We start from the raw sequence: 22,069 nt of genomic DNA, 5'->3' as shown, positions 1-22,069 counted from the left end.
TGCAAGTGAATAGAACTTATAGATTTGTACACTTGCATCAATAATTGTGATTCTAACATATAAATGAAGCTGTTAACATATTTTAATATAGGATTGTGTATGACTCGCACTTTTGCAATTCCTCCCAAAGCATCTAGAATCACTCATAAGGAAATATATCATGGTATTTTTCGTGATGATCCCTATCATTGGCTACGTGCGTCTAACTGGCAAGATGTTTTTAAAAATCCTAACTGTCTTGATCTCAATATTCGACATTATCTTGAAAAAGAAAATGCTTATCAATCAGCTCAAATGGCTGATACAAAACCACTACGAGATTTGCTTTTTACCGAAATGAAAAACAGGATCCAAGAGAATGATAGTTCTGTTCCTATAAAACATGGTCCTTTTGCTTACGGATTCTCTTATGTTACCGGAGGCCAACAACCACATTATTTTCGGACACCAAGGAATGGCGGAGAAAAAAACGTGTACCTTAATGGTGACGTCTTGGCAGAAGGCAAAGGATATTTCAAATTTGGTTCAGTTCAAGAATCTCCTGACCATACACATGTGGTATGGACCTATGATGACAAAGGATCAGAATTCTATACAGCTAAAATTCGTAATTTTGAGACATTGTCTGACTGTATAGACACAATTACTGATACATCTGGTCAAATTGTATGGGATGCTAGATCTGAAGGTTTTTTCTATACTAAGATGGATAAAAACCACCGACCTTCAGAGCTCTATTATCACCAATTAAACACAGATCAATCACAAGATAAGCTTATTTTTCGTGAAGACAATCCAGGTTTTTTCTTAGATGTAAGCGGTTCTAAGCTTAATGATGTTATTTATATTAATATTCATGATCATGAAACATCCGAGATCTGGTTAATTCCTGCTGAGGCGCCTTTTACTATTCCCCAATGTGTACGGAAACGACAAAAAGGTATTGAATATTCACTTACAGAAGGTGGTGATGTCTTTTATATTCTGACCAATTTAGATAATGCAAAAGATTTCAAAATTATGGTAGCGCCATATACATCTCCACAATCAGAAAATTGGTCTGAGTTTGTCCCACATCAGCTTGGGTGCCTAATATTATCCCATGATGCTTATCAAGATTTTCTTGTCTGGATCGAACGTTTTGAGGGGCTTCCACGTATAAAAGTAATGGAACGTACCACTAAACAAGTTAATTCCATTGCTTTTACTGAAGAGGCTTATTCTTTAGGTCTGCAAGGAGTTGCAGAATATAACAGTCCAACTATTCGTTTTTCCTATTCGTCTATGACAACACCTGATCAAGTGTTTGATTATGAGATGAAAAGTTGTAAACGGATGCTTTTAAAAACGCAAATAATTCCCTCTGGGCATAATAAAGATGCATATGTAACACGACGTATTACAGCAATAGCAGACGATGGTGAGAAGATTCCTATTTCACTTTTTTATCACAAAAATACTCCCCTTGATGGTGGTGCGCCTTGTCTGCTTTACGGTTATGGTGCTTATGGGATCTCTATACCTGCCAGTTTCAATAGTAATGTACTTTCTCTAGTAAACAGAGGTTTTATTTACGCTATTGCTCATATTCGCGGAGGAAAAGAAAAGGGAGTAGAATGGTATGAGAAAGGAAAACATCTCTTTAAGCACAATACATTTACAGATTTTATTGCTTGTGGGCGTTACCTTGTAAACAATAAATTCACTTCTCACGACCGGCTGATTGCTCATGGTGGTTCAGCAGGGGGGATGTTGATGGGAGCCATTGCCAATATAGCTCCACAGGATTTTGCTGGGATCGTAGCAAATGTGCCTTTTGTTGATGTCTTAGCGACAATGTTAGATGCTTCATTGCCACTCACTCCTCCAGAATGGGCCGAATGGGGGAATCCTCTTGAATCAGAAGAAGATTATAAGCTTATTGCTTCCTATTCCCCTTACGATAATGTCAAAGCTCAAAACTATCCCCCTATACTTGTGATGGCAGGATTAACAGATCCTCGTGTAACTTACTGGGAGCCTGCAAAATGGGTGGCAAAATTACGAGACCTAAAAACAGACGATAATGCAGTTTTATTACGTATTAATATGGATTCAGGGCACGCTGGTGCAGCTGGACGTTTTTCAAAGCTAGAAGAAGTTGCCTATATCTATGCATATCTTCTAAAGATAGCAGGAAAAGACTTTTGCTAATCCATAATACCTCTGTATGAAAGTCTCCGATAATTTATTGGATTATAGGGACTTTCATACACTAAAAAATTATTGAGACAGTTTAAAATTCACATTCTTCATAAAGTTTCAAAACATAGTCCCAATTAATTAAATGGTCTACAAAGGCTTCGAGGTACTTCGGTCGAGTATTGCGATAATCAATGTAATAGGAATGTTCCCACACATCGACACCCAAAATAGGTCGAGCATTGTGAATTAAGGGATTTTCGCCATTAGGCGTTTTCATAATTTCAAGCTTGCCATCTTTAACAGCAACCCACGCCCATCCAGAACCAAATTGGGCACTAGCAGCAGCAATAAAATCAGCGCGGAATTTGTCGTAACCACCTAGATCAGCGTCAATAGCTTTTGCTAACTTTTCAGGAAGTTTTTGGCCACCACCATTTTTTTTCATCCAAAGCCAAAAGTGGTTATGATTGTAATACTGCGCTGCATTATTAAACAAACCAATATTTTTTCCAAAACTTTTTTTAACAATATCTTCAAGGCTTTCATTTTCTAAGCCTAACTCTTTCACAAAATTATTGGTGTTGGTAAGATAAGCGAGGTGATGCTTATCATGATGATATTCAAGCGTTTCGCGTGACATATAAGGCGAAAGGGCATCGTAATCATAAGGCAATGGGGGCAATTCAAAAGCCATTTAAAAATCTCCTCGATTCTAATTGTTAAGCTTATTTCATAAGCCTAATTTGCCATTTACCGCATTTAAAAGCAAATGTTGAATACCTAGTTTGTATGAAATAGTTTTAATGTCTCTCTTTTTGTAAAAGAAGCTTTTAGGAAATGTATATTCATCAATCAAAAAGGGTATTGGTCTACATAAAGATTGCTTCTGAAGATTTTTTACATCTATGAGTGGGTAATAAATATCATTATCTTTTGAATAAAAAGTAAATGGAAATAGCTATTATTCCTTGTTTTTGTATCTCTATTTTTTCAAATACCATATAAAATGTTTTTAATTTTTGCAAAACTCTTCCAGTTTATTGGTGTATCATAATGTTTTCAACAGAATATTAAGTGTTATTTTTTAGGAAATATTTTTCAATGTGCTTGATTTTATTTTATGGTGCTACCCATGAATAATATAATGTAAAAATTAGTGGACATTACCATCTTTATGCTTAATGCAAGAGCACAGCAGCACTATCATACACTTACCGGTTGCCAATGTGGAGACAGTTTTTTTTAATTGAGCAAGATGGGATTTTAATATATCAAGAAAAGTAAATCATATGCAAATTTATTAGATACATGAGTAAACTGCAAGATTTTCATTTTCTGTTCCTAGAAAATCAATACAAAGAGCAAAATAATTGATGGATAAATGGTTCCTTCTTATGTTAAAATCACAACTGTATATCAGTTTCTGCTACGAATTTGTATCTATGGCAATGCCATACAAGACTCAGAAATTTTATGATAAAAAAGTAAAGTCTTTGATTTTCAGATATTGCGTCCAATCACAGGAATCGCTATAAGGTGCAGGAGTCGCTATAAAGCGTGTTTTTTTGGGGTATAGCCAAGCGGTAAGGCACCGGTTTTTGGTACCGGCATTCCCTGGTTCGAATCCAGGTACCCCAGCCAATTCTGGTAAAATGTTAATCAAAGTTCAGCTTGAGAGTGGATTAGCCCTCTTAACCATCTATTGCTATTCATAGCAAGTCTGGTAAGCTGAAAAGTACCCATTTGTAGCGGGGAAGCTCTAAATATGGTAAGGTTCTTTTACTATAGCTATCGCTTAAAGAGCTCTTTTAAAAGATTCTTTTCTATAAGACGAGGGGTAAATGATTTATGCGCACTTGCTTTAGAAAAACTATTTGGCTGGATTTTGCGCTCTATAGCAACACCAGCGTGCAATTTTTCGTATTCCACCATCTTCATTACGTCGAACAGCGTAGCAATAACGCTGATCAGGAAATATATTTCGTTGCATATCGCGTACAATATGAGCAGTATGGCCATAGGGTGCTACACAATCAATAAACCATACGTATTTTCCATTCTGCCAATTGACATCGGGTAAAAGCTCTCCCTTTTTTAAACATAGATTGATGATTTTTCTCATCTAAAAAAGCCCAAGTGATAAAGGCACAAAATTCTCCACGTTCATTTTTATAGAGCTTGTATTGCCCAGTCTGTAAAGCTGGTCCTAAATTTCGTTCGATATCCCAGATTCGCCAGCGGCGGTATAAGGAAGATGTAAGCATTAAAACAACCATGGCACCCAAAGCCGTAAGAGGATCTATGAGTGATGGTGATGGATTTTCATTTACAGACATCATCTTTCCTTTAGAGATTGTTCTAAAATTTTGGTGATAGGTTCAAAGAAATAAGAAATGAGACGTCGTTTTGAGGTAATGACATCCGTTGTTACAGTCATGCCAGGGATAAATTTAAGTTGTTTGTTATTCAAAGTGATGTGATCTTGGTCAATTTTGATTAAAACAGCGCAGACACCATTAATTTCCTTATTATAGCGCGCTGTAGCGCCTACATTAACGACTGTACCGTGGATAACACCGAAACGTTCAGGAGGAAAGGCAGAAAACTTGATGTAAGCACGTTGGCCCTTTTCTAAAAAACCAATATCTCGATTATCAAAAAATGCTTCAATAATGAGACCACCCGCACCAGGGACAATGCGCATGAGAGTTTTACCAGCCTCTACAAAGCCGCCCAAAGTATGGATACTTAAATCATCGATACGTCCATCAACAGGTGCATAGAGTGATAAGTGGTCAAGATGGTATTGAGTGCTATCAAGCTTTGCTTTTAATCCTTGAAGATTCAGTTCTGTTTCACGCGAAAGTTGCCGATAGCGGGCGATTTCATCGGAAATGAGACTTTTCCGTTGTTGGCGGAGGGTGTTTATTTCGGCGGCATTTTCTTCCAAACGTCTTTGATTGGTTAAAATTTCATGCTCGACATTTTTAAAATCATGTAAACGCTCTAAATAAACGGCTTGGCTAATGACTTTTGTTTCCATCAGGCTTTTTGCAGCCTTTAATTTTCCTTGGCTTAATTGACGATCATCTTCCAACCTATCTAATTGCGCATGTTGTGTTGCACCGCTGCGCTCGACGCGGTCCGCCTGTGCTTTTAGCGCTCTTAATTTATCTTGGAGAGATTGAAGGGTAGCGCTAATGAGTTTTTCCCCTTCTATTCTTGCAGTCGTGTTGCCAGAAGGAGGAGCTGGCAGATAGGCAAGCCCTTTGGTTACAAAATCTTTATCCAAAGGATCACTTTCATGCAAAGCTGTTAAAATAGCTGTTGCAATTTGTGCTTGAAGGGTTTGTTGCGCGATATCTGCTTGAACACGTGCGCACTCATTGAGGGCTTCACGGGGATCTAATTGAATAAGGAGATCCCCTTGATGAACAAATTGCCCTTCTTTTACAAGGATTTTCTCAATGCGTCCTGTATTTTGCGCTTGGACCAGCTGAACATAGGTGGTGGGAATAACACTTCCTTGCCCCCGTGCAACAATCTCTGTTTTTGCGATAAAGCTGCCGATTACAATAAAGAGAAATAAGGTGACCAAAACAGCAACCACCATATGAAGCGTTGGTGACAAAAGGCGCAAATAGGGAGCTTTATCTGCCATTTTTTGCCTCCAAATCAGTAAAGTTTAAGACGGTTGCATGCTGAGGGAAGAGATCACGTTTGTGGGTAATAACAAGAACAATACGATCTTGTGAAAGTTTATATAAATGCTCAACAATTTGTGCACTGACAGTGTCATCCAATGCGGAAGTAGGTTCATCCAAAATAAGAAGGCTTGGATTTATCAGAAAGAAACAAGCCAAAGCCAAGCGTTGGCGCTGACCACCTGATAAAAAACCACCTTGCTCTCCTACTTGAGTATTGAGTCCTAGAGGCAACTGAGCAATCAAATCATGGCAAGCACTAACATATAGTGCAGAGTCGATTTCATCTTTAGTGGCATCTGGTTTAGCAAGAAGCATATTCTCAAGAATGGTTCCGGAAAAAAGGCAAGGATTTTGGGGAAAATACGCGATTGTTTCACGCACGCTACGGACATCAAAATTCTGTAAAGGTTGTGCGTTAATCAATATCTTCCCGCTTGTTGGGGGGAGAGTCCACAAAGGAGCTTCGCCAAGGTTGTTTTTCCGCACCCTGAAGGACCAAGTAACATAATTGGTTGCCCAGGTTGTAAACAGACATCAAGATGATTGATAATGGATTTATCTCCATAAGAAAAACAGAGATCGTTGGCCTCAAGATGAGGAGGAGCACTGAGTTGAAGAGGCGGCTTTTTTTCTTCCCATTCTGAAGGGGAGTTAAGAATATCGCCCAAACGAAGACGAGAGATTTTCAAATGCTGCCATTCTTCCCATAGGGATGCAAGGCTTAAGATAGGACCAGAAACATTTCCAGCGAGGAGATGAAAGGCAATAAGTTGTCCTAGTGTAATCTGGTTTTGAAGAACTGCCTGAGCACCAAAAAAGATAATAAAAATAGTGAAAAGATCACCAAAAATATGACTCATGGCTCCATTGAGAAGATGCAATTTACTAGTTGTAAGGCTTTGATCTAAACTACGGGCTAAAGTCTCTTGCATGCGTATTGTATGGGCTGGCTCCTTTACATGCGCTTTAATGGCTTCAAGATTGATAAAACTTTCAATGAGGCGCGATTGATGGGCGGCTTGCAGAGTGAAAGCACGGCGTAATTGGCGGCGCAAGAAGGGACCGACAAACGCTAAAGAACCCATTTGTAAAGGTAAAATGATAAGGACAATAAAGGTCAGTTTTGGACTAATGGAAAAGAGTGCAGCAATATAAATAATGGCAAACAGAACATTCAGTACGGTTGTGGCGATGGTTCCTGTTAGAAACCCGCGAATTGTATCAACATCTCAGATTCGCGTGAACAGTTTCCCCATTTGCCAAGTGCGTAAAGTGGGCAAGGAAAGGCTTAACACATGGGTGTAAATGCGCCGTCCAAATTCTAGCGTAAGCCGATTGGCTAAATAGGCACCTAAGTAACCTGAAAGAGTGCTAAGAGCCGTGCTAAACAGCATGATAGCAACCATCAAGACAACGATAGCATAGAGACTTTCAATACGCTGAAAAGGGGGAATACGGTCGATAATCGCTTGAAAAATAAAAGGATTCACCAAGCCCAGCAAACGCAAAACAACAGCAACGCAACTGAGTTCGATGACATAATAAATATATTTCTTTGTTGTTATTGTAAACCAAGAGAAAAGGATACTAGTTTTTCTTGTGAATGTCTCATTTGAATTTATAATTTTATTTAAGAGAAAGAGCGATTGATGTCGCATATTTAAACAGTATTGTAAATAGTATTATATTAATACAAAATATATATCTTGTATTAATATAATATAAACATAATGTATTTATTATTTATACAGTATTTTTATTATTATTTTTACAAATTATGTTTGAAATTTGCTAAAATGAACAATAATGAAATTCCCACTGTATCTTTGTGATACAGTTATTTCTAATAATAAAAGAATGATATAAATGGGTAGTTCAAGCTCATCACATGATTCAATTAGTAACTCACATCCAAAAAGTTGGCTTTTTCCAGAAGAAGATGATTGTAGCCCAGGCGCTCATGCCCAAGCAGCAGGTGCAGGCGGCATCATAGGAGACGTAATAGGAGGTATTGCTGGTGCAGTTGGAGGTCTTTTTTCTGGACCGGGAGGTGTCAGTTCTGGCTTTGTCAATGGAGCAATAGGAGGTGGACTAGCAGGAGCTGGTGACGCTGTGGTAGATAAATACAATGCATGCTATACGGCACCAAGTTGTGAAACAAGCGATTATGTTGAAGCAGCTGCCATACACGGAGGCATAGGACTAGCATCTGGTGCATTATTTGGTCCGCAAGTAGCACTAACAGGCGGATTAGGAGGAGCTGCTGACGGTTTGATAGATAAGTACAATGAATGCCATCCGAATCCAAGTTGTGAAGTAAGCGATTATGTTGTATCAACAGCCATAAAGGGAGGCGCAGGAGCATTAATTGGTTTATTAGGTGGTCCGGAAACAGCAGTCGCAGGCGGAGTAATGGGAGCTATTAGTGGTTTTAAAGATAAGTACAATCAATGTCATCCGTAAAGTAGAGGGAGGCTGTTTCTAATTTATTTAGAAAATAGCTAGTAAGATATTTCTGAGATCAGTGATATTGTAAACATACTTTAAAGCTATGGCTAAACTGATTTCAGGGATATTTTTGTGTATGATAATAGATATTTTATTTTGGATTTTTTTGTTATGAATACTTTTACTGGCTCCTTATTGGCAACGTTTATATGTGGATTTTTAATGTTTTCTTACAATAGATTTAAAGGTGAGAACTGGAGTATAAAAAGGACAACATTATCAACAATTAGGTTTTTTATATTATATTATGCTGCAAATTTATTAATTGAATATATGGGAATTTTAAAATAATATAAAATCAAGTTGTTATATTATTTTAAAATATAATTATAAGGTGTTATTTGTAGAGTTATTTATAAAAAATAAGTTATTATTTTTATATAATATTTATCTTTAAAAAAATGTTTACTGATTACATTGAGATAGATACTTTAAAATCAGTATTATCATCAAGAATTCTGTTTTTTATTTCCTATTTTAAATCTTTTTAATTATTTCAAGCATGGGTTGTTTTGAGATTATTATCTTTTGTATAAGGATTATCAATTTATAGTTTTTGAAAAGTGATTGTTTGCTTATGTATCATGTTTATTGAAAAATAGGCAATTGTTATGGATATAAAATGCCTTATTTCTCTTAGATTGTTATTCATCGTCTTGTGAAAGAGGAAGGGAAGCGATTTCCGTATCAAGGGCATCCATAAAATCGATAATAAAAGCAGCATTTGTCCCCAAATCTCTTGGCAAATAACGAGAAGCAGAACGCATATCAACAAAAGTTGTATCCCCTTCATCAGTTAAGCGTATCACGATATCCGAAATAAACCCAAGGTAAAAAGTTTTAGCTCTCGTTTCAATATAAAGCGCATTTTCTTCACCTTTAAACTCTCGTTGAGCCACAACAGGCCAATCATAGGCTGCTAAAACATTGAGAACAGATTCGCGAATACGATCAGGTGAACCATCATAACGGCGCCCCGATATTTCTGGCCATTGTGACATCTGTAATGTTTCTTGTTCAGTCAAAACACTTTTGAGCGGTAAAGCATCGCTGGGACGTATTGTGCGAAAAAAAGCCGGCGGACTTTGTGTATCGGTAGAAATATCGTAAAGAGCCGGTAAGGTAAACCAAAGTCCAAAAAATAACATCAGTGGTGTAGCCGTTATTACCGAATAAATGATCCCTTTTAAAGCTTTCATTCCCCCTAGGGCTCCATAGACCCATAAGCTGTAAAGTGCTTTTAAAGCAAGAAAAAGAGAAATAATCACACAGCCGGTAGAGATTCCGATCAAAATTATGAAGTCGGTTACGTTAATGACGGAAAAACGTTGTAAAATGAATGAAAATAATAAAACAAAGAACGACAATCCACCAAATCGAGGGGACCATACTGCTGCTCTTGAAATGAACCGAACATATCTCTTCTTCATGAAGTTTTTCCCCTCAATTGTAAACTATAAGCCAAGTTTTTTCAGAGTGCATATCTTACAAAAAGCTTATGCTCATAAAACAAAAATAAAGCACTTATTTTTGAGGTCAAGGATGCATAATGTCTTATAAGTTTCCAGCGATTATTTTTGCGCTTCATTGAAGGTAATCAGTATTTCTTCTATAGTTTATCATGTCATTGATGCGAATTTTATGGGAATGTTTGTAAATAAAAAGAAATAAACTCAAATAACAAGTTTTACGGTTGTTAGCAGCATATTTTTCTAGAACTTTACTCTTGATTTTCTCTTCTGATTGCTGGGAGTTTTTTCTGTCAGATAATGCGTAATCAAATAGGATATGATGATGTGCAATAGAGATTTCATTCTATCTCAATAAAAAATTGAGGGATTTATAATCAGATAAATCTGAATTCGAAGATTCAATTAATAGAGAAAAAAGATAACCATTTTGATAGGCTTCATGTATTTTGTATAGAAAGTAAGGTATTGTACAAATGAGAGGTTACTCCGTTTTTATTCATAAAATATGCGGCAGGTCGCAGATGAAAGAAAAGCTTCACTTTCTTTTTTTGCAAGTGAAGAAGGGGCAAAAATACGTAAAATGACAAAACCTTCATTCAAATTTTTAGCAACCAAAACTGAATTGGCATTTTTTTTAGGTTTTGATTTTTTGAGTTCTATGATTTGTATTGGTTTTCCAATAATAAGATCGAGTGTATTATCAGGGGCTGTTCGGTCATTAAGGCTATAGAAAATAATTCCTTTGTGTGTGTAAGCTGCTAATGTCCAAAATTGTCGTGTTTTCAAAGCTTTTAAATGAACAGGTCCATTTTCAAGATTAAATCTGCAGACTTTAAGAAGAAAGAGTGGATCAGCAGATTGTTGAATAGGATTATCGGGAGTAAAAGCAACAAATTGATAAGGGGCTCCGGATTTTTTAAGTGCTGTCCATATATTATTTTGTGCCCAATAGGGGATCAGAAAGAGAACGCAAATATGAACGATAATAGCGCCAATGATTGCAAGAAGTGCGATATAAATGAATCTAGTCACAATTTATTTGTCCTGATGGGATTTGTTCTATTGATGGCATTGTAAGCTTTTGTAATGCCGTTGCAGAGATGATTGAGGTATCGTATAAGGTAAGAATAAGCCCGAATTCTTTTTGACTAACTGTTGCAAGCCAATTGCCGGCTTGCGGTGTAGGTGAAATATTGATGCGCAATGAGCCATCATGCTCATAAATAATAGCGTTCGTGTGGAGTTCAAAAGGTATTTCTTTGGATGAAGTATAGGGTTTTAGGGATTTGTCAGCTGTATAAAGGGTGAAAAGACGAGTTTCAGGGATGGTGCCTTTGAGTAAATAATGACAGTGGGGGTGGAGTGGACGCCCTTGGTTGTCTTGCCAAATCTGGAATTGAAGACCTTCAGTGCGTCCGAGTGAAACAATGCCTCGTTTGGTCGTGCGGGCGCGGGTATAAGGATCCATATTGGCGGTTCCCATTTTTGGATAAGCACTCCATTTTCCAATTCTAAAGCGTTCAAAATGAGGAAAGGAATTGAGCACATAATCGACACTCAGTTTTCCACATAAAATGGAAAAAGCGAAGATAAAAAAGAAAATGGTGATATTAAAAAACATCAGTGAATATCTTGAATTCAAAATGTTGAATCTCCAGTTGTTTTCACCTTCAAAGAAATTGCAGATGGTTTTTTCAGATCTTTGTTAATCAATCGCACAATATTCAATGTTTCAGGAGAAAGCGTAGAGGGTATTGGGGAAAAAAATTCAGAATCTGCATGGGAGGAAAGTATTGGGGGATGATAAGGAAGAAGAGAATCTTTAACACCATAGAGTTGTTTGAGCATAATATTTTGGTGTGCAGCAAGCATGATGCGTTGCCATATCATGGCAGGGACTCCACCCCCAAAAGCACGATTCATCGGTGAAAAGTTATCATTTCCCATCCATACCGCTCCAGTATAATTGCCAGTAAAGCCAACAAACCAAGCATCACGATAGGATTGTGATGTTCCAGTTTTCCCAGCGACAAGAGTCATGGGCAGAGCAGCACGCTTACCAGACCCTCGTGTTGTGACACCCACCATCATTTGGTTCATATAAGCAGCTGATTGTCTGCTGAGAACTCGGTGTAACTTATTTCCGTTATGCTCGAAATCCCATACCACATGCCCATCAATTGTTCTGATTTGCGTGAACCCATGACGATTACCAGCTATTCCGCCATTCGCAAAGACATTAAAGCCAGTTGCTTGATCCATGGGGGTCATGTTGGAAGTGCCCAGAACCATCGTTTTGTGTGATAAAATATGCGCGTTAATTCCCATATTCTTGATGAGATCTATGATAGGTTGGGTATCGCGGTGAAGATATTGATAGGTGAGATACACAGGGACTGTATTAATAGAAAAAGCTAAAGCTGTTGCTAAATCAATTTTCCCCAAATAACGGCCCGAATTATTTTTTGGTGTCCAACCTCCCCAATTGATCGGAGCATCTAAAACGATTGTCGAGGGAGAAAGTCCGTGTTCCAGTGCGGTTGCGTAAACATAAGGTTTGAATGAAGAACCAGTTTGTCGTCCGCCTTGTGTTGCTCTGTTAAATTGGCTCTTTTTATAATCTTGTCCTCCAACAATTGCGCATACGGCACCGTTATTATCGAGTATAACAGTGGAAGCTTGTGTTACGCGATATTGTTGACCATACTGATGTAAATGATATGCAATTGATTCTTCTGCTGCTTTTTGAATATTTGGATCAAGAGTCGTTTGAATAATTAAACTATGGCTTGGAAGTTGATTGCGCATTTTTTTGACTTCCTCGAATGCCCAATCAAGAAAATAATCAGGCTGATTATTTTCTATTTGGGGAAGTGCCCTAGCAGGGTGGCGATGCGCATTGATAATCTGGCTCTTCGTCATAAAGCCACTATTAACAAGATTAGAAAGGACGATATTGGCACGTGTTTGAGCCGCAAAGAGATGACTATGAGGAGCATATTTTGTTGGAGCTTTAAAGAGTCCTGCTAACATAGCAGATTCACTTAAAGAGACATGACGTATGTTTTTTCCAAAATAAAATTTTGCTGCTGCGGCAATACCAAAATTGTTTCCTCCCATATAGGCCCGGTCAAGGTAAAGTTGTAAAATCTGCTTTTTGCTAAAATTTGCTTCTAGCCAAAGAGCAAGATAAGCTTCTTTGATTTTACGTGTTATGGTTCTTTCGTTTGTTAAAAATAAATTTTTAGCCAATTGTTGTGTGAGAGTTGAACCACCTTGCACCACACCTTTAGCTTGCATATTTTGTGAAATTGCCCGTGTAAGTCCTTGAAAATCAATGCCCCAATGATCAAAAAAACGACGGTCTTCTGTAGCGAGAACCGCTTTAATAACAGTGTCAGGCATTTCTTCAACGGGGACAGAGATCGCCGGCAGTGCACCACGGTGCCCAATGGAATTTCCATAGCGATCTAGAAAAAGAATGGAAAAGTTTTTAGGAGAAGACCAATCTGTTTTGGTCACTTCAAAAACAGAAATGCCCAAAATAGTGAAAAGAGTAAATCCCATCAACCCTAATGTCAGTATTTCATCGAGAACTTCAACGATAAAACGTTTCCATCCTTGAAGATGAAAATTTTGTGAGACGATTTTTGCCTTTTTCCAGAAAAAACTGTTAGCAGAACGAATGTGATAAAGCGCTGTGTCTAATCGTGCGTCTAATTCAATGAGAGCAGGACTGTGAAATGGCTTACGATGTTGCCCTTTCTTTTTTTTAAAAAAATCAAACATTTAAAGAGAGCCTATGGCAAAGAAATACAACCAAACAAATCTACAATAATTATATGGAGTAGAAGTATTTTTTTGCTATAGTGCTAACAGAGAAAGAGTTTATTTTAGAATTATTCATTTTTCGTAAGATAGTGTATTAATATTTTATTATTTTATTGAATAAATTTTATTCTCATTATTAAAAATATTTTTTTGATTTTTTAAAAATTTGGAGTAATGTTAATATGTTCTTCTGTAAGATAGAGGATAAATTATTTCCATTTGTGATTTTTAAATCGACTGAAAAAAACCATTATTTCTTTTATCCTTTATCAAGGAGAAGAGATGGGTTATTGAAATATTTATGATGAAAAAAAAATTCTTGTTCGTAATAATAGCAGCTTTTTTAGGAGCAGATTCTGTTCTAGCTTCTGGGTGTGCTGAAGTAGGTAAGAAGGCTGCCGCGCAAGAGAGCGGGGTTCTCGTCCGTTCAAAACCGGTTGTTCAGGATGGAAAGGACATGTGTGCAATTGTAGTTGTTGTACCAGCCCGTAATGGTGAAAAGTTACGTCGTGTTGAGTTTTTTGTTCCTGCTGATTAGTTTTTGGCAGATGGTGTTGTGATGCGTATCTTAATCGTTGAAGATGATCGGAATCTTCACCATCAATTAGCAGAAGCTGTAAGACGTGCAGGATATGTTTCCGATAGTGCTTTCGATGGTGAAGAGGCTTATTTTTTAGGGAGCACAGAGTCTTACGACGCGGTGATACTTGATATAGGTTTACCGCAGATTGATGGTATTAGTGTTGTTGAAAAGTGGCGTCAAGAAGGGCTCTCCATGCCTGTTTTAATGCTAACGGCGCGAGACCGTTGGTCTGATAAGGTGCACGGTATTGATGCTGGAGCTGACGATTATGTTGTGAAGCCATTTCATTTGGAGGAAGTGATGGCGCGCTTGCGAGCATTAATTCGTCGCACTACGGGACATGCGACAAGTGCATTATGTTGCGGAAATGTTTTGTTGGATACAAAGACGTCTCGTGTTTTTGTAGATGGTCAATTGATTAAACTAACATCTTATGAATTCAGACTGCTTTCGTATCTCATGCATCATTGTGACAGGGTCATTTCAAGAACAGAGCTTACAGAACATCTTTATGATCAGGATTTTGATAAGGACTCGAATACGGTGGAAGTCTTTGTAGGTCGGTTACGGAAAAAGCTTGGAGTGGATTTGATTGAAACTATTCGAGGAATGGGGTATCGCGTGAGAATGCTAGGTGATTAATGAATGTTTTTGAAGAGAATAATTGGTGTAGGAGGTTCTTTTTTGTAATTACTCGATCTCTCAGTTTACGTGTTATGATCTTATCAACATTATGGGTTGTTATTTCTCTTTTATCGATTTCTGCAGTAAGTATTTTATTTTATAAGCGTTCAACTGAACAAAGCCTAGAGCGTATCCTTTCTGCTCAACTCTACAGTCTTATTGCAACAGTGACGGTGTCATCGGAAGGTACTTTGATAGGAGGGGCTGGGATTGATGATATTCGTTATTCTGATCCAACAACAGGATGGTATTGGGAAGTTGTTGCGATATCCTATAATTTAAAAGGAAGATTGACATCCCCATCATTGGGAACAGGCGAGATATTTACACCAAGTGATGTTGATATACCTTTTGACAATAAATTCTTTCGCTCTTATCGGATAACGGGGAACAATGGTCAAAAGTTACAAGTGATTGAGAGTGATGTTGTTCTTGATAATAAAAATCATATTGCACGTTTTCGGCTTGTTGGGAATATCGATGAAGCTCATGCCCAGGTAAAGGAATTTACGCGAACTTTGCAAATTTTTCTTTGGAGTTTCGGTATCGGGAGTGTTCTTATTAATATTGCTATTATTTTCTTTAGTTTTCAACCGTTGAAGCTTATTCGACACGCATTGAATGATATTCGCGAAGGAAGAGTTCATTATGTGAATACGGATTTAGTAAGCGAAGTGATGCCGCTTGTACAAGAGATGAATGCTCTCATTAATAATAATCAGCGTATTATTGAGCGATTTCGCACACAAGTTGGTAATCTCGCGCATTCATTGAAGACGCCTCTATCCGTGATTATGAATGAGACAGATAAGATGCGCGGAGAAAAGGCTTGTTTGTTGAGAGAGCAAACGCAAATAATGCAAGCTCAAATCAATCATTATCTTCAGCGTGCACGGATTGCAGCACAATGCGATAGTATTGTCTATCATACGTCTGTTCGCAGTGTGCTTGAACGTTTGGTGCGGGTTATGAAAAAGCTTAATCCTGAAAAACAAATTCAATTTATTATGGATGTTGATGATATTGTTTTTTCTGGAGAGAAGGAAGATTTAGAAGAAATTGTAGGGAATTTGATTGAAAATGCTACTCAGTGGTCTCGAGCAAAGGTTTTGATCTCTTGTTGTTTAGAAGAAAATGTTGAAGAAAAAGAATATTTTAGTATCTTTGTAGAAGATGATGGTCCTGGTTTAACAGAAGACAAAATTGATGAAGCATTAAAAAGAGGGCGGCGGTTTAATGAAAGTAAACTAGGGGCAGGCTTAGGGTTAGCAATTGTTTCAGATATGGTCAGTGAATATGGTGGCAATCTCTTTTTATCACGTTCTGATTTGGGTGGATTGTATGCAAAAGTTTTGTTACCTAAGATGGGAGAATAACATATTTTCTTCTTAAGCAAGAAATGTCTATAAAGTTTATAAAGCAGTATTTTAGACAATACATAAAGAGTAGGGAAACATTATTTTTAGTTTCTTTGCTTAATTGATATATATATGATAGATATTTATAATATTCTCCATGAAAAAATGAATTTTTATTAATTCACATCACTCTTCTTATGAAGAAGATAAAATGTAAGCGAGTTATTCTCTGTTCGTATTGGAAAAAAACGATATGCTCTTATTAATTTTTGCAGCATTTTTTCTGACTTTTCTGGCAAGTATTCTTTTTCTTTCACTACGTTTTGACGATGAGATAAAGAAAGAATGGACAGTTGAAACCGTAGATGGTTATAGAAGCCATAAGCGTACGATTGAGTTTAACAAGCTTTATATGAATTATAAAAAAAGAAATATTCTTAAGGCTTTGAGTATTTTGTTTGTTCTTCTGATGACATGGAGTATTTATGGGCTGACAGGCAATCCAGAAGTGAAAAGTTATTTTTTTAGCGAATTAATGGATAAGGATCCTAAAACTCTCAGTAAGCAAGAAAAGCTTATTCGTTTACAAGTGCTTTTTTTCCGTGCACCTCACGATGGCAAGCTAGCAGATGCGTTAGCGGTAGGGTATCTCGAAGAAAGCCTTTTTCAAGAAGCTGTGAATACTTATTTAGATGCACTTCGTTTGAATGGAGAAACAGCTCCAAGGCTTGTCGGATACGGTTTAGCATTGGTTGGTTATGAAGGGGGGGTGATAACGCAAGAAGCGCAAAATGCCTTTCAAAAAGCAGCAGATTTAGCCCCAACAGATTTTTATCCACGTTTGTTGTTGGCCGATGCATTGCATCAAGCAGGAAAAACTGCGCAGGCAGTGCAATTTTTACAAAGCTTTCTTGATACAATGCCTGAAAATTTTTCAGGACAATCACGTGTTAAAAAAATGATGATTCAGTTACGTGATTTATCGAGTGAGCATACAGAGAAAAGAAATCTTGCACCTATGTAGAAGATGTGCAAAGCTCTTAAAAAATAAAATATTGATACTTAATTATAACGTATTTAAACTTTTTTCGCAGAGTGTCTATGAACAGTCAATCTTTAAAGAGTTCTGCCTCATGGAAGGTTATTTTAGAGCAGCGAAAAAAAAGGCGCTTACTGATCATATTATTATGTTGTTTGGTTATGACAATTGCAGCAAGTCTCATAGTGTATGCAATGCGTCATGCGGTCAGTTTTTTTAGAATGCCCTCTGAAATTACAAGAGAAGATATTTTAACGGAGCGCCCTTTGCGTTTGGGTGGCTTTGTTGAAAAGGGAACCGTTCAATATGTTGGAGAGAGAGGCGTTATTTTTTTTGTAACGGATAACAAAAAACATGAAAAAGTGGTTTTCAATGGTGCATTACCGGATCTTTTTCGTGAAGGTCAGGGGGTGATTGTAGAAGGGCATTTCGATAAACAGGGCTTTTTTATAGGGATGCGTATTTTAGCAAAACATGATGAAACTTATATGCCTAAAGAAACAGCTGATCGTTTGAAAAAACATTACATTATGGAGAAATAATTCGATTGTGCTTGTCGAACTGGGTCATATTTTTTTAGCTGCAGCATTTTCAGTAAGCTTATTAGGGGCGTTTTTACCTGCTTTAGGTTTTTGGTGGAGAGAGCGTTTGTTAATGCAAACAGCTGTTCCTCTAACATATATCACTTTTACATTACTACTTTTATCTTTTTTAGTGATAATTTATGCTTATGTCGTATCTGATTTTTCTGTTTTGAACGTTGTTGAGAATTCTCATTCAGAAAAACCGATGCTCTATAAAATTACAGGTGTTTGGGGAAATCACGAAGGCTCTATGTTGTTATGGGTTTTAAGTCTTGCTTTTTTTAGCGCATTGATGGCTTTTTTTAGCCAACATTTGCCAGAAGATTTTAAGACGCTTGTTTTAATTTGCCAAAGTTGGATTACAACTTCTTTTCTTTTATTTATTCTTTTTGTATCCAATCCATTTTTACGCGTGAATCCACCAGCATTGCAGGGAAATGGTCTCAATCCTCTTTTACAAGATATCGCATTAGCAATTCATCCACCGCTACTTTATTTAGGTTATGTTGGTTTTTCACTTTGTTTTTCTTTTGCCGTTGCGGCATTGATTATGGGACATGTTGATAGAATTTGGGCGCGTGGGATTCGTCCGTGGCTTTTACTTTCTTGGTGTTTTTTGACATTGGGTATTATGGTTGGCTCCTATTGGGCTTATTATGAGCTAGGATGGGGCGGCTATTGGTTTTGGGATCCTGTTGAAAATGTTTCGTTTATGCCTTGGCTTTCAGGAACGGCTCTTTTACATTCTGCTCTTGTTCTCGAAAAACGAGAAATATTGAAAAGTTGGACTTTGTTTTTAGCGCTGCTTACTTTTTCCCTTTCTCTGATGGGAACTTTTCTTGTGCGTTCTGGGCTTTTAATTTCTGTTCATAGTTTTGCTGTTGATCCAGCACGGGGGCAGGCAATGCTTGCGCTTTTCTTTTTTTTTACAGGAGCGGCTTTTTTTCTTTTTGCTTTGCGCACCCCTATTTTAAAAACAGAAAGATTTTTTCAACCAATTTCACGTGAAGGGTTTATTGTTTTAAATAATTTGTTATTTACAACAATAACAGCAACAGTATTGATTGGTACGCTTTATCCTTATTTTATTGAGATATTAACTGGGCAAAAAATTTCTGTAGGGTCTGCTTTTTTTAACATTACTTGTGGACCGCTAATGGTTTTGCTGTTGTTGTTTGTTCCGTTTGGGACAATGATGGCATGGAAACGCGGTGATTTTCTTGCAGTTTTTGAACGGTTATGGTTTGTTTTTGTATTCGTTGGTATCGTCTGTTTTATAATATTCTATGCGGCATCTGTGCGTGATATTTTTGCAGTTTTAGGGATTGGGCTTTCAGCGTTTGTTTTTTTAGGCAGTTTAGCGGATCTATGGGGAAAGAGTGGATATGGCAAGAGAGCTTTTTCAGTACGCGTTAAGAGATTTCTTGGATTGCCATGGTCTACTTTTGGTGCAGCAATAGCACATATGGGATTAGGCGTTACACTATTTGGTATTGTTTGTGTGGCAAGTTTTGGGCAAGAACGTATTTTAATCATGAACATAGGGGATAGGGTGACGATAGCGGATAAAACGCTTCATTTTGATGCAGTGTATGATGGTGTTGGTTCGAATTATTCGACAATGGAGTTTTATTTTAAAATATATGAAAATAAAAACATTGTGGGTCATGTAACAGCCTCAAAGCGATTTTACTCAAGTCAAAATACATCAACAACAGAAGTTGGTCTGAAAAATCATGGCTTATCGCAGCTATATATTGTACCGGGACATATCGATAATCGGGGTCTTGTTGTGCACGTATGGTGGAAGCCTTATGTAATATGTATTTGGTTAGGGGCATTCATGATGGCTATGGGGGGATGTCTTTCTCTTCTGGGGTATTGGTTTCGCATTGGCATGTACAATAGGGTAGTGCTTGCTTTAAATTTTTGGAAAAGACATTGAGATGAAACAAATTCTTTGGATTGTATTTTTTTTAATTGCAACGTTTCCTTTTCAATTAGCAATAGCAGTAGAGCCGGATGAGATTTTAAAGGATAAGATTCTTGAAGCGCGAGCACGCCATATTTCATCGCATTTACGTTGTCCGGTTTGTCAAAATCAATCAATTGATGATTCAGATGCTGCTTTAGCACGTGATTTACGGCTTTTAATTCGGGAAAGGCTAAAAATGGGCTATAGTAATCAGCAAGTCACTGACTTTCTTGTTGAGCGATATGGTGAATTTATTCTCTTGAAGCCACCATTGAATAAAATAACTTGGTTTTTATGGTTCTCGCCTTTGATCATTATTATCACTGGCATAAGTATCATATTTTTCCACTTCAAACGGAATAATCATGCGTTATGTGAATGAAAAAGAACAGTCAAAAATGTCATTGCATTAAAAAAGATGTTACATAAAAGAAATCAGATCATTTGCAATGAGCATACAATCTTATTGTAATTATATTAGGGAATACTGAAACCTTACAAAACTTTAATAATTTAGACAGAAAACGGTAAGGTCTGGTATTTTATAAGTGGTCGGAATTGGAATAAAGGTATGATTGAATAGGAGCATAGAGTAAATGGTTAAAAAGGCTTTCTTTAAAACATTTGTCGCAGTGAGTTTTTCTGCGATATTGGAAAGTGCACTGTTTTTTAGTGGATGTACATCAAGCTTGTGGATGACAAAGGCTCATGCAAGTTCTGTATTTACTTCGTTAATGCAACAACAGGGATTTGCCGATATTGTTGCTCAAGTGAAACCAGCCGTTGTAGCAGTACAAGTAAAGAGCAATAAAAAGAAAGAAGATAGGTTCTTTAGCAACTTTTTTAGTGGTCCAGGACTTGATCAATTACCAGATCAGCATCCTTTAAAAAGATTTTTTAAAGAGTTTTATGATTTTGATAAACCTAAAAATAAATTTCCGCACCAATCGCAGAGACTCCGTCCTGTTGCTTTTGGATCGGGTTTTTTTATTTCATCTGATGGTTACATTGTGACCAATGATCATGTGATTTCTGATGGAACAAGTTATACTGTTGTTCTTGATGATGGTACAGAATTGAATGCAAAGCTCATTGGGAAAGACCCCAAAACCGACCTTGCCGTACTAAAAGTGAATGATAAAAGAAAATTTTCCTATGTTGATTTTGGTGATGATTCAAAGCTTCGTGTTGGGGATTGGGTTGTTGCCATTGGGAATCCATTTGGTCTTGGTGGAACTGTGACAGCAGGTATTGTTTCTGCACGTGGACGTGATATTGGCACTGGTGTGTACGATGATTTTATTCAGATTGATGCTGCTGTTAATAGAGGAAACTCTGGTGGTCCAACGTTTGATCTTAATGGAAAGGTTGTTGGGGTTAATACAGCAATTTTTTCTCCTTCTGGAGGAAATGTTGGGATTGCTTTTGCTATTCCGGCTGCGACTGTAAAACAGGTTGTACAACAACTTATTGAAAAAGGTTCAGTTCAACGTGGTTGGTTAGGTGTTCAGATTCAGCCGGTAACAAAGGAGATTTCCGATTCAATAGGTTTGAAAGAAGCCAAAGGTGCTTTGGTTACTGATCCGTTAAAAGGACCGGCAGAAAAGGCTGGTATTAAAGCGGGTGATGTAATTATTTCAGTGAATAATGAAAAAATTGCTGATGCGCGTGAGCTGGCGAAACGTATTGCAAATATTAAACCAGGAGAAATGGTAACCATAGGGATTTGGAGATCAGGTAAGGAGGAGAGCATCAAGGTTAAACTCGCTTCAATGTCTGAAGATGAAAGTAAGAAAGAGACTTCAAAATATTCAAATGGACAGAGTGATTTAGATGAAACATTGGAAGATTATGGTCTGATTGTTATGCCTTCTGATGATGGTGTAGGGGTTGTCGTAACGGATGTCGATACCGATTCAGATGCTGCAGATAAAGGGATACGCCCTGGTGATGTCATTGTGACAGTAAATAATAAACCGGTTAAACGAGTCTCTGATATTATTAACACAATCAAAAATGCTCAGCAGTTAGGACGAAAGGCTATACTCTTACAAGTGCGGACAAATGATCAAAATCGTTTTGTTGCTCTTCCAATTTTCAAAAAGTAAGGCTTTAGTTTGTAGGACAAATGTTTATTAAATATT

Annotated in this window: 16 protein-coding genes, 1 tRNA gene and 2 pseudogenes; 11 read left to right on the top strand and 8 right to left on the bottom strand. The window is 37.3% G+C overall.

All coding sequences use genetic code 11. The features are described 5' to 3' along the window. Positions 1-99: 99 nt before the first annotated feature. A complete protein-coding gene (locus ACFILH_RS08850; RefSeq protein WP_375667669.1) occupies positions 100-2,193 on the top strand; it encodes a S9 family peptidase in 2,094 nt (697 codons plus the stop codon). A gap of 82 nt (positions 2,194-2,275) precedes the next feature. Here ACFILH_RS08850 and ACFILH_RS08845 read toward each other — a convergent pair whose 3' ends face one another. After that, on the bottom strand, positions 2,276-2,878 hold the full coding sequence (locus ACFILH_RS08845; protein WP_375657751.1) for a superoxide dismutase: 603 nt from the start codon (positions 2,876-2,878) through the stop codon (positions 2,276-2,278). Positions 2,879-3,750: 872 nt separating this feature from the next. On the opposite strand from ACFILH_RS08845, the gene ACFILH_RS08840 reads away from it, so the two are divergent. Beyond that, positions 3,751-3,825, top strand: a tRNA-Gln gene (locus ACFILH_RS08840). 229 nt (positions 3,826-4,054) lie between these two features. On the opposite strand, the pseudogene ACFILH_RS08835 reads toward ACFILH_RS08840, so the two are convergent. The 3 genes and pseudogenes from ACFILH_RS08835 to ACFILH_RS08825 all read right to left on the bottom strand — a co-directional run bounded on the left by ACFILH_RS08835 (position 4,055) and on the right by ACFILH_RS08825 (position 7,549). After that, positions 4,055-4,448 (bottom strand): annotated as a pseudogene (locus tag ACFILH_RS08835) (toxin-activating lysine-acyltransferase). A 71-nt stretch (positions 4,449-4,519) separates the two neighbouring features. Further along, on the bottom strand, positions 4,520-5,845 hold the full coding sequence (locus ACFILH_RS08830) for an HlyD family type I secretion periplasmic adaptor subunit (RefSeq protein WP_375667668.1): 1,326 nt from the start codon (positions 5,843-5,845) through the stop codon (positions 4,520-4,522). Next, positions 5,835-7,549, bottom strand: a pseudogene (locus ACFILH_RS08825) (peptidase domain-containing ABC transporter). The gene ACFILH_RS08830 and the pseudogene ACFILH_RS08825 overlap by 11 nt, the downstream one beginning before the upstream one ends. 208 nt (positions 7,550-7,757) lie before the next feature. Here ACFILH_RS08825 and ACFILH_RS08820 point away from each other — a divergent pair. Next, a complete protein-coding gene (locus ACFILH_RS08820; RefSeq protein WP_375643140.1) occupies positions 7,758-8,354 on the top strand; it encodes a hypothetical protein in 597 nt (198 codons plus the stop codon). A 689-nt stretch (positions 8,355-9,043) separates the two neighbouring features. Here ACFILH_RS08820 and ACFILH_RS08815 read toward each other — a convergent pair. The 4 genes from ACFILH_RS08815 to ACFILH_RS08800 form a co-directional block, all read right to left on the bottom strand. Next, positions 9,044-9,829, bottom strand: coding sequence for a DUF1499 domain-containing protein (locus ACFILH_RS08815; protein ID WP_375643138.1), 786 nt, complete (start codon positions 9,827-9,829; stop codon positions 9,044-9,046). Between the two features lie 534 nt (positions 9,830-10,363). Beyond that, the gene (locus ACFILH_RS08810; RefSeq protein ID WP_375667666.1) at positions 10,364-10,903 is read right to left on the bottom strand and encodes a hypothetical protein; all 540 of its coding nucleotides are present in this window, start codon (positions 10,901-10,903) and stop codon (positions 10,364-10,366) included. Then, positions 10,896-11,492, bottom strand: a complete 597-nt coding sequence (locus ACFILH_RS08805) for a DUF1214 domain-containing protein (RefSeq protein WP_273791544.1) — start codon at positions 11,490-11,492, stop codon at positions 10,896-10,898. The genes ACFILH_RS08810 and ACFILH_RS08805 overlap by 8 nt, the downstream gene beginning before the upstream one ends. A gap of 17 nt (positions 11,493-11,509) precedes the next feature. Then, the gene (locus ACFILH_RS08800; RefSeq protein WP_375630862.1) at positions 11,510-13,660 is read right to left on the bottom strand and encodes a transglycosylase domain-containing protein; all 2,151 of its coding nucleotides are present in this window, start codon (positions 13,658-13,660) and stop codon (positions 11,510-11,512) included. Positions 13,661-14,003: 343 nt separating this feature from the next. Between ACFILH_RS08800 and ACFILH_RS08795 the strand changes: the two genes are divergently transcribed. The 8 genes from ACFILH_RS08795 to ACFILH_RS08760 all read left to right on the top strand — a co-directional run bounded on the left by ACFILH_RS08795 (position 14,004) and on the right by ACFILH_RS08760 (position 22,033). Beyond that, the gene (locus ACFILH_RS08795) at positions 14,004-14,240 is read left to right on the top strand and encodes a hypothetical protein (RefSeq protein WP_273723886.1); all 237 of its coding nucleotides are present in this window, start codon (positions 14,004-14,006) and stop codon (positions 14,238-14,240) included. A 21-nt stretch (positions 14,241-14,261) separates the two neighbouring features. Beyond that, complete coding sequence (locus ACFILH_RS08790) at positions 14,262-14,927, top strand: response regulator transcription factor (protein WP_375630861.1); 666 nt, start codon at positions 14,262-14,264, stop codon at positions 14,925-14,927. Beyond that, entirely contained in the window at positions 14,927-16,345 is a 1,419-nt protein-coding gene (locus ACFILH_RS08785) for an ATP-binding protein (protein WP_375660130.1), read from the top strand. The genes ACFILH_RS08790 and ACFILH_RS08785 overlap by 1 nt, the downstream gene beginning before the upstream one ends. Before the next feature lie 235 nt (positions 16,346-16,580). After that, positions 16,581-17,351 (top strand): tetratricopeptide repeat protein, encoded by a 771-nt coding sequence (locus tag ACFILH_RS08780; protein WP_375667665.1) that lies wholly within the window; start codon positions 16,581-16,583, stop codon positions 17,349-17,351. A gap of 77 nt (positions 17,352-17,428) precedes the next feature. Then, on the top strand, positions 17,429-17,908 hold the full coding sequence (gene ccmE, locus ACFILH_RS08775) for a cytochrome c maturation protein CcmE (RefSeq protein WP_273791548.1): 480 nt from the start codon (positions 17,429-17,431) through the stop codon (positions 17,906-17,908). Between the two features lie 7 nt (positions 17,909-17,915). Further along, positions 17,916-19,895, top strand: a complete 1,980-nt coding sequence (locus tag ACFILH_RS08770) for a heme lyase CcmF/NrfE family subunit (RefSeq protein ID WP_375643133.1) — start codon at positions 17,916-17,918, stop codon at positions 19,893-19,895. A 1-nt stretch (position 19,896) separates the two neighbouring features. Further along, a complete protein-coding gene (locus ACFILH_RS08765) occupies positions 19,897-20,307 on the top strand; it encodes a cytochrome c-type biogenesis protein CcmH (protein ID WP_375643132.1) in 411 nt (136 codons plus the stop codon). A gap of 214 nt (positions 20,308-20,521) precedes the next feature. Continuing rightward, positions 20,522-22,033 carry a Do family serine endopeptidase gene (locus tag ACFILH_RS08760; protein WP_273791551.1) on the top strand — a complete coding sequence of 504 codons (1,512 nt, stop codon included), beginning with the start codon at positions 20,522-20,524 and terminating at the stop codon, positions 22,031-22,033. Positions 22,034-22,069 lie beyond the last annotated feature (36 nt).

This window comes from Bartonella sp. CL435QHHD, assembly GCF_042195095.1.
In the GTDB taxonomy this organism is placed as follows: Bacteria; Pseudomonadota; Alphaproteobacteria; order Rhizobiales; family Rhizobiaceae; genus Bartonella.
The sequence above is the reverse complement of the archived record's forward strand: the minus strand, read 5'-3'. Positions and strand labels throughout refer to the sequence as shown.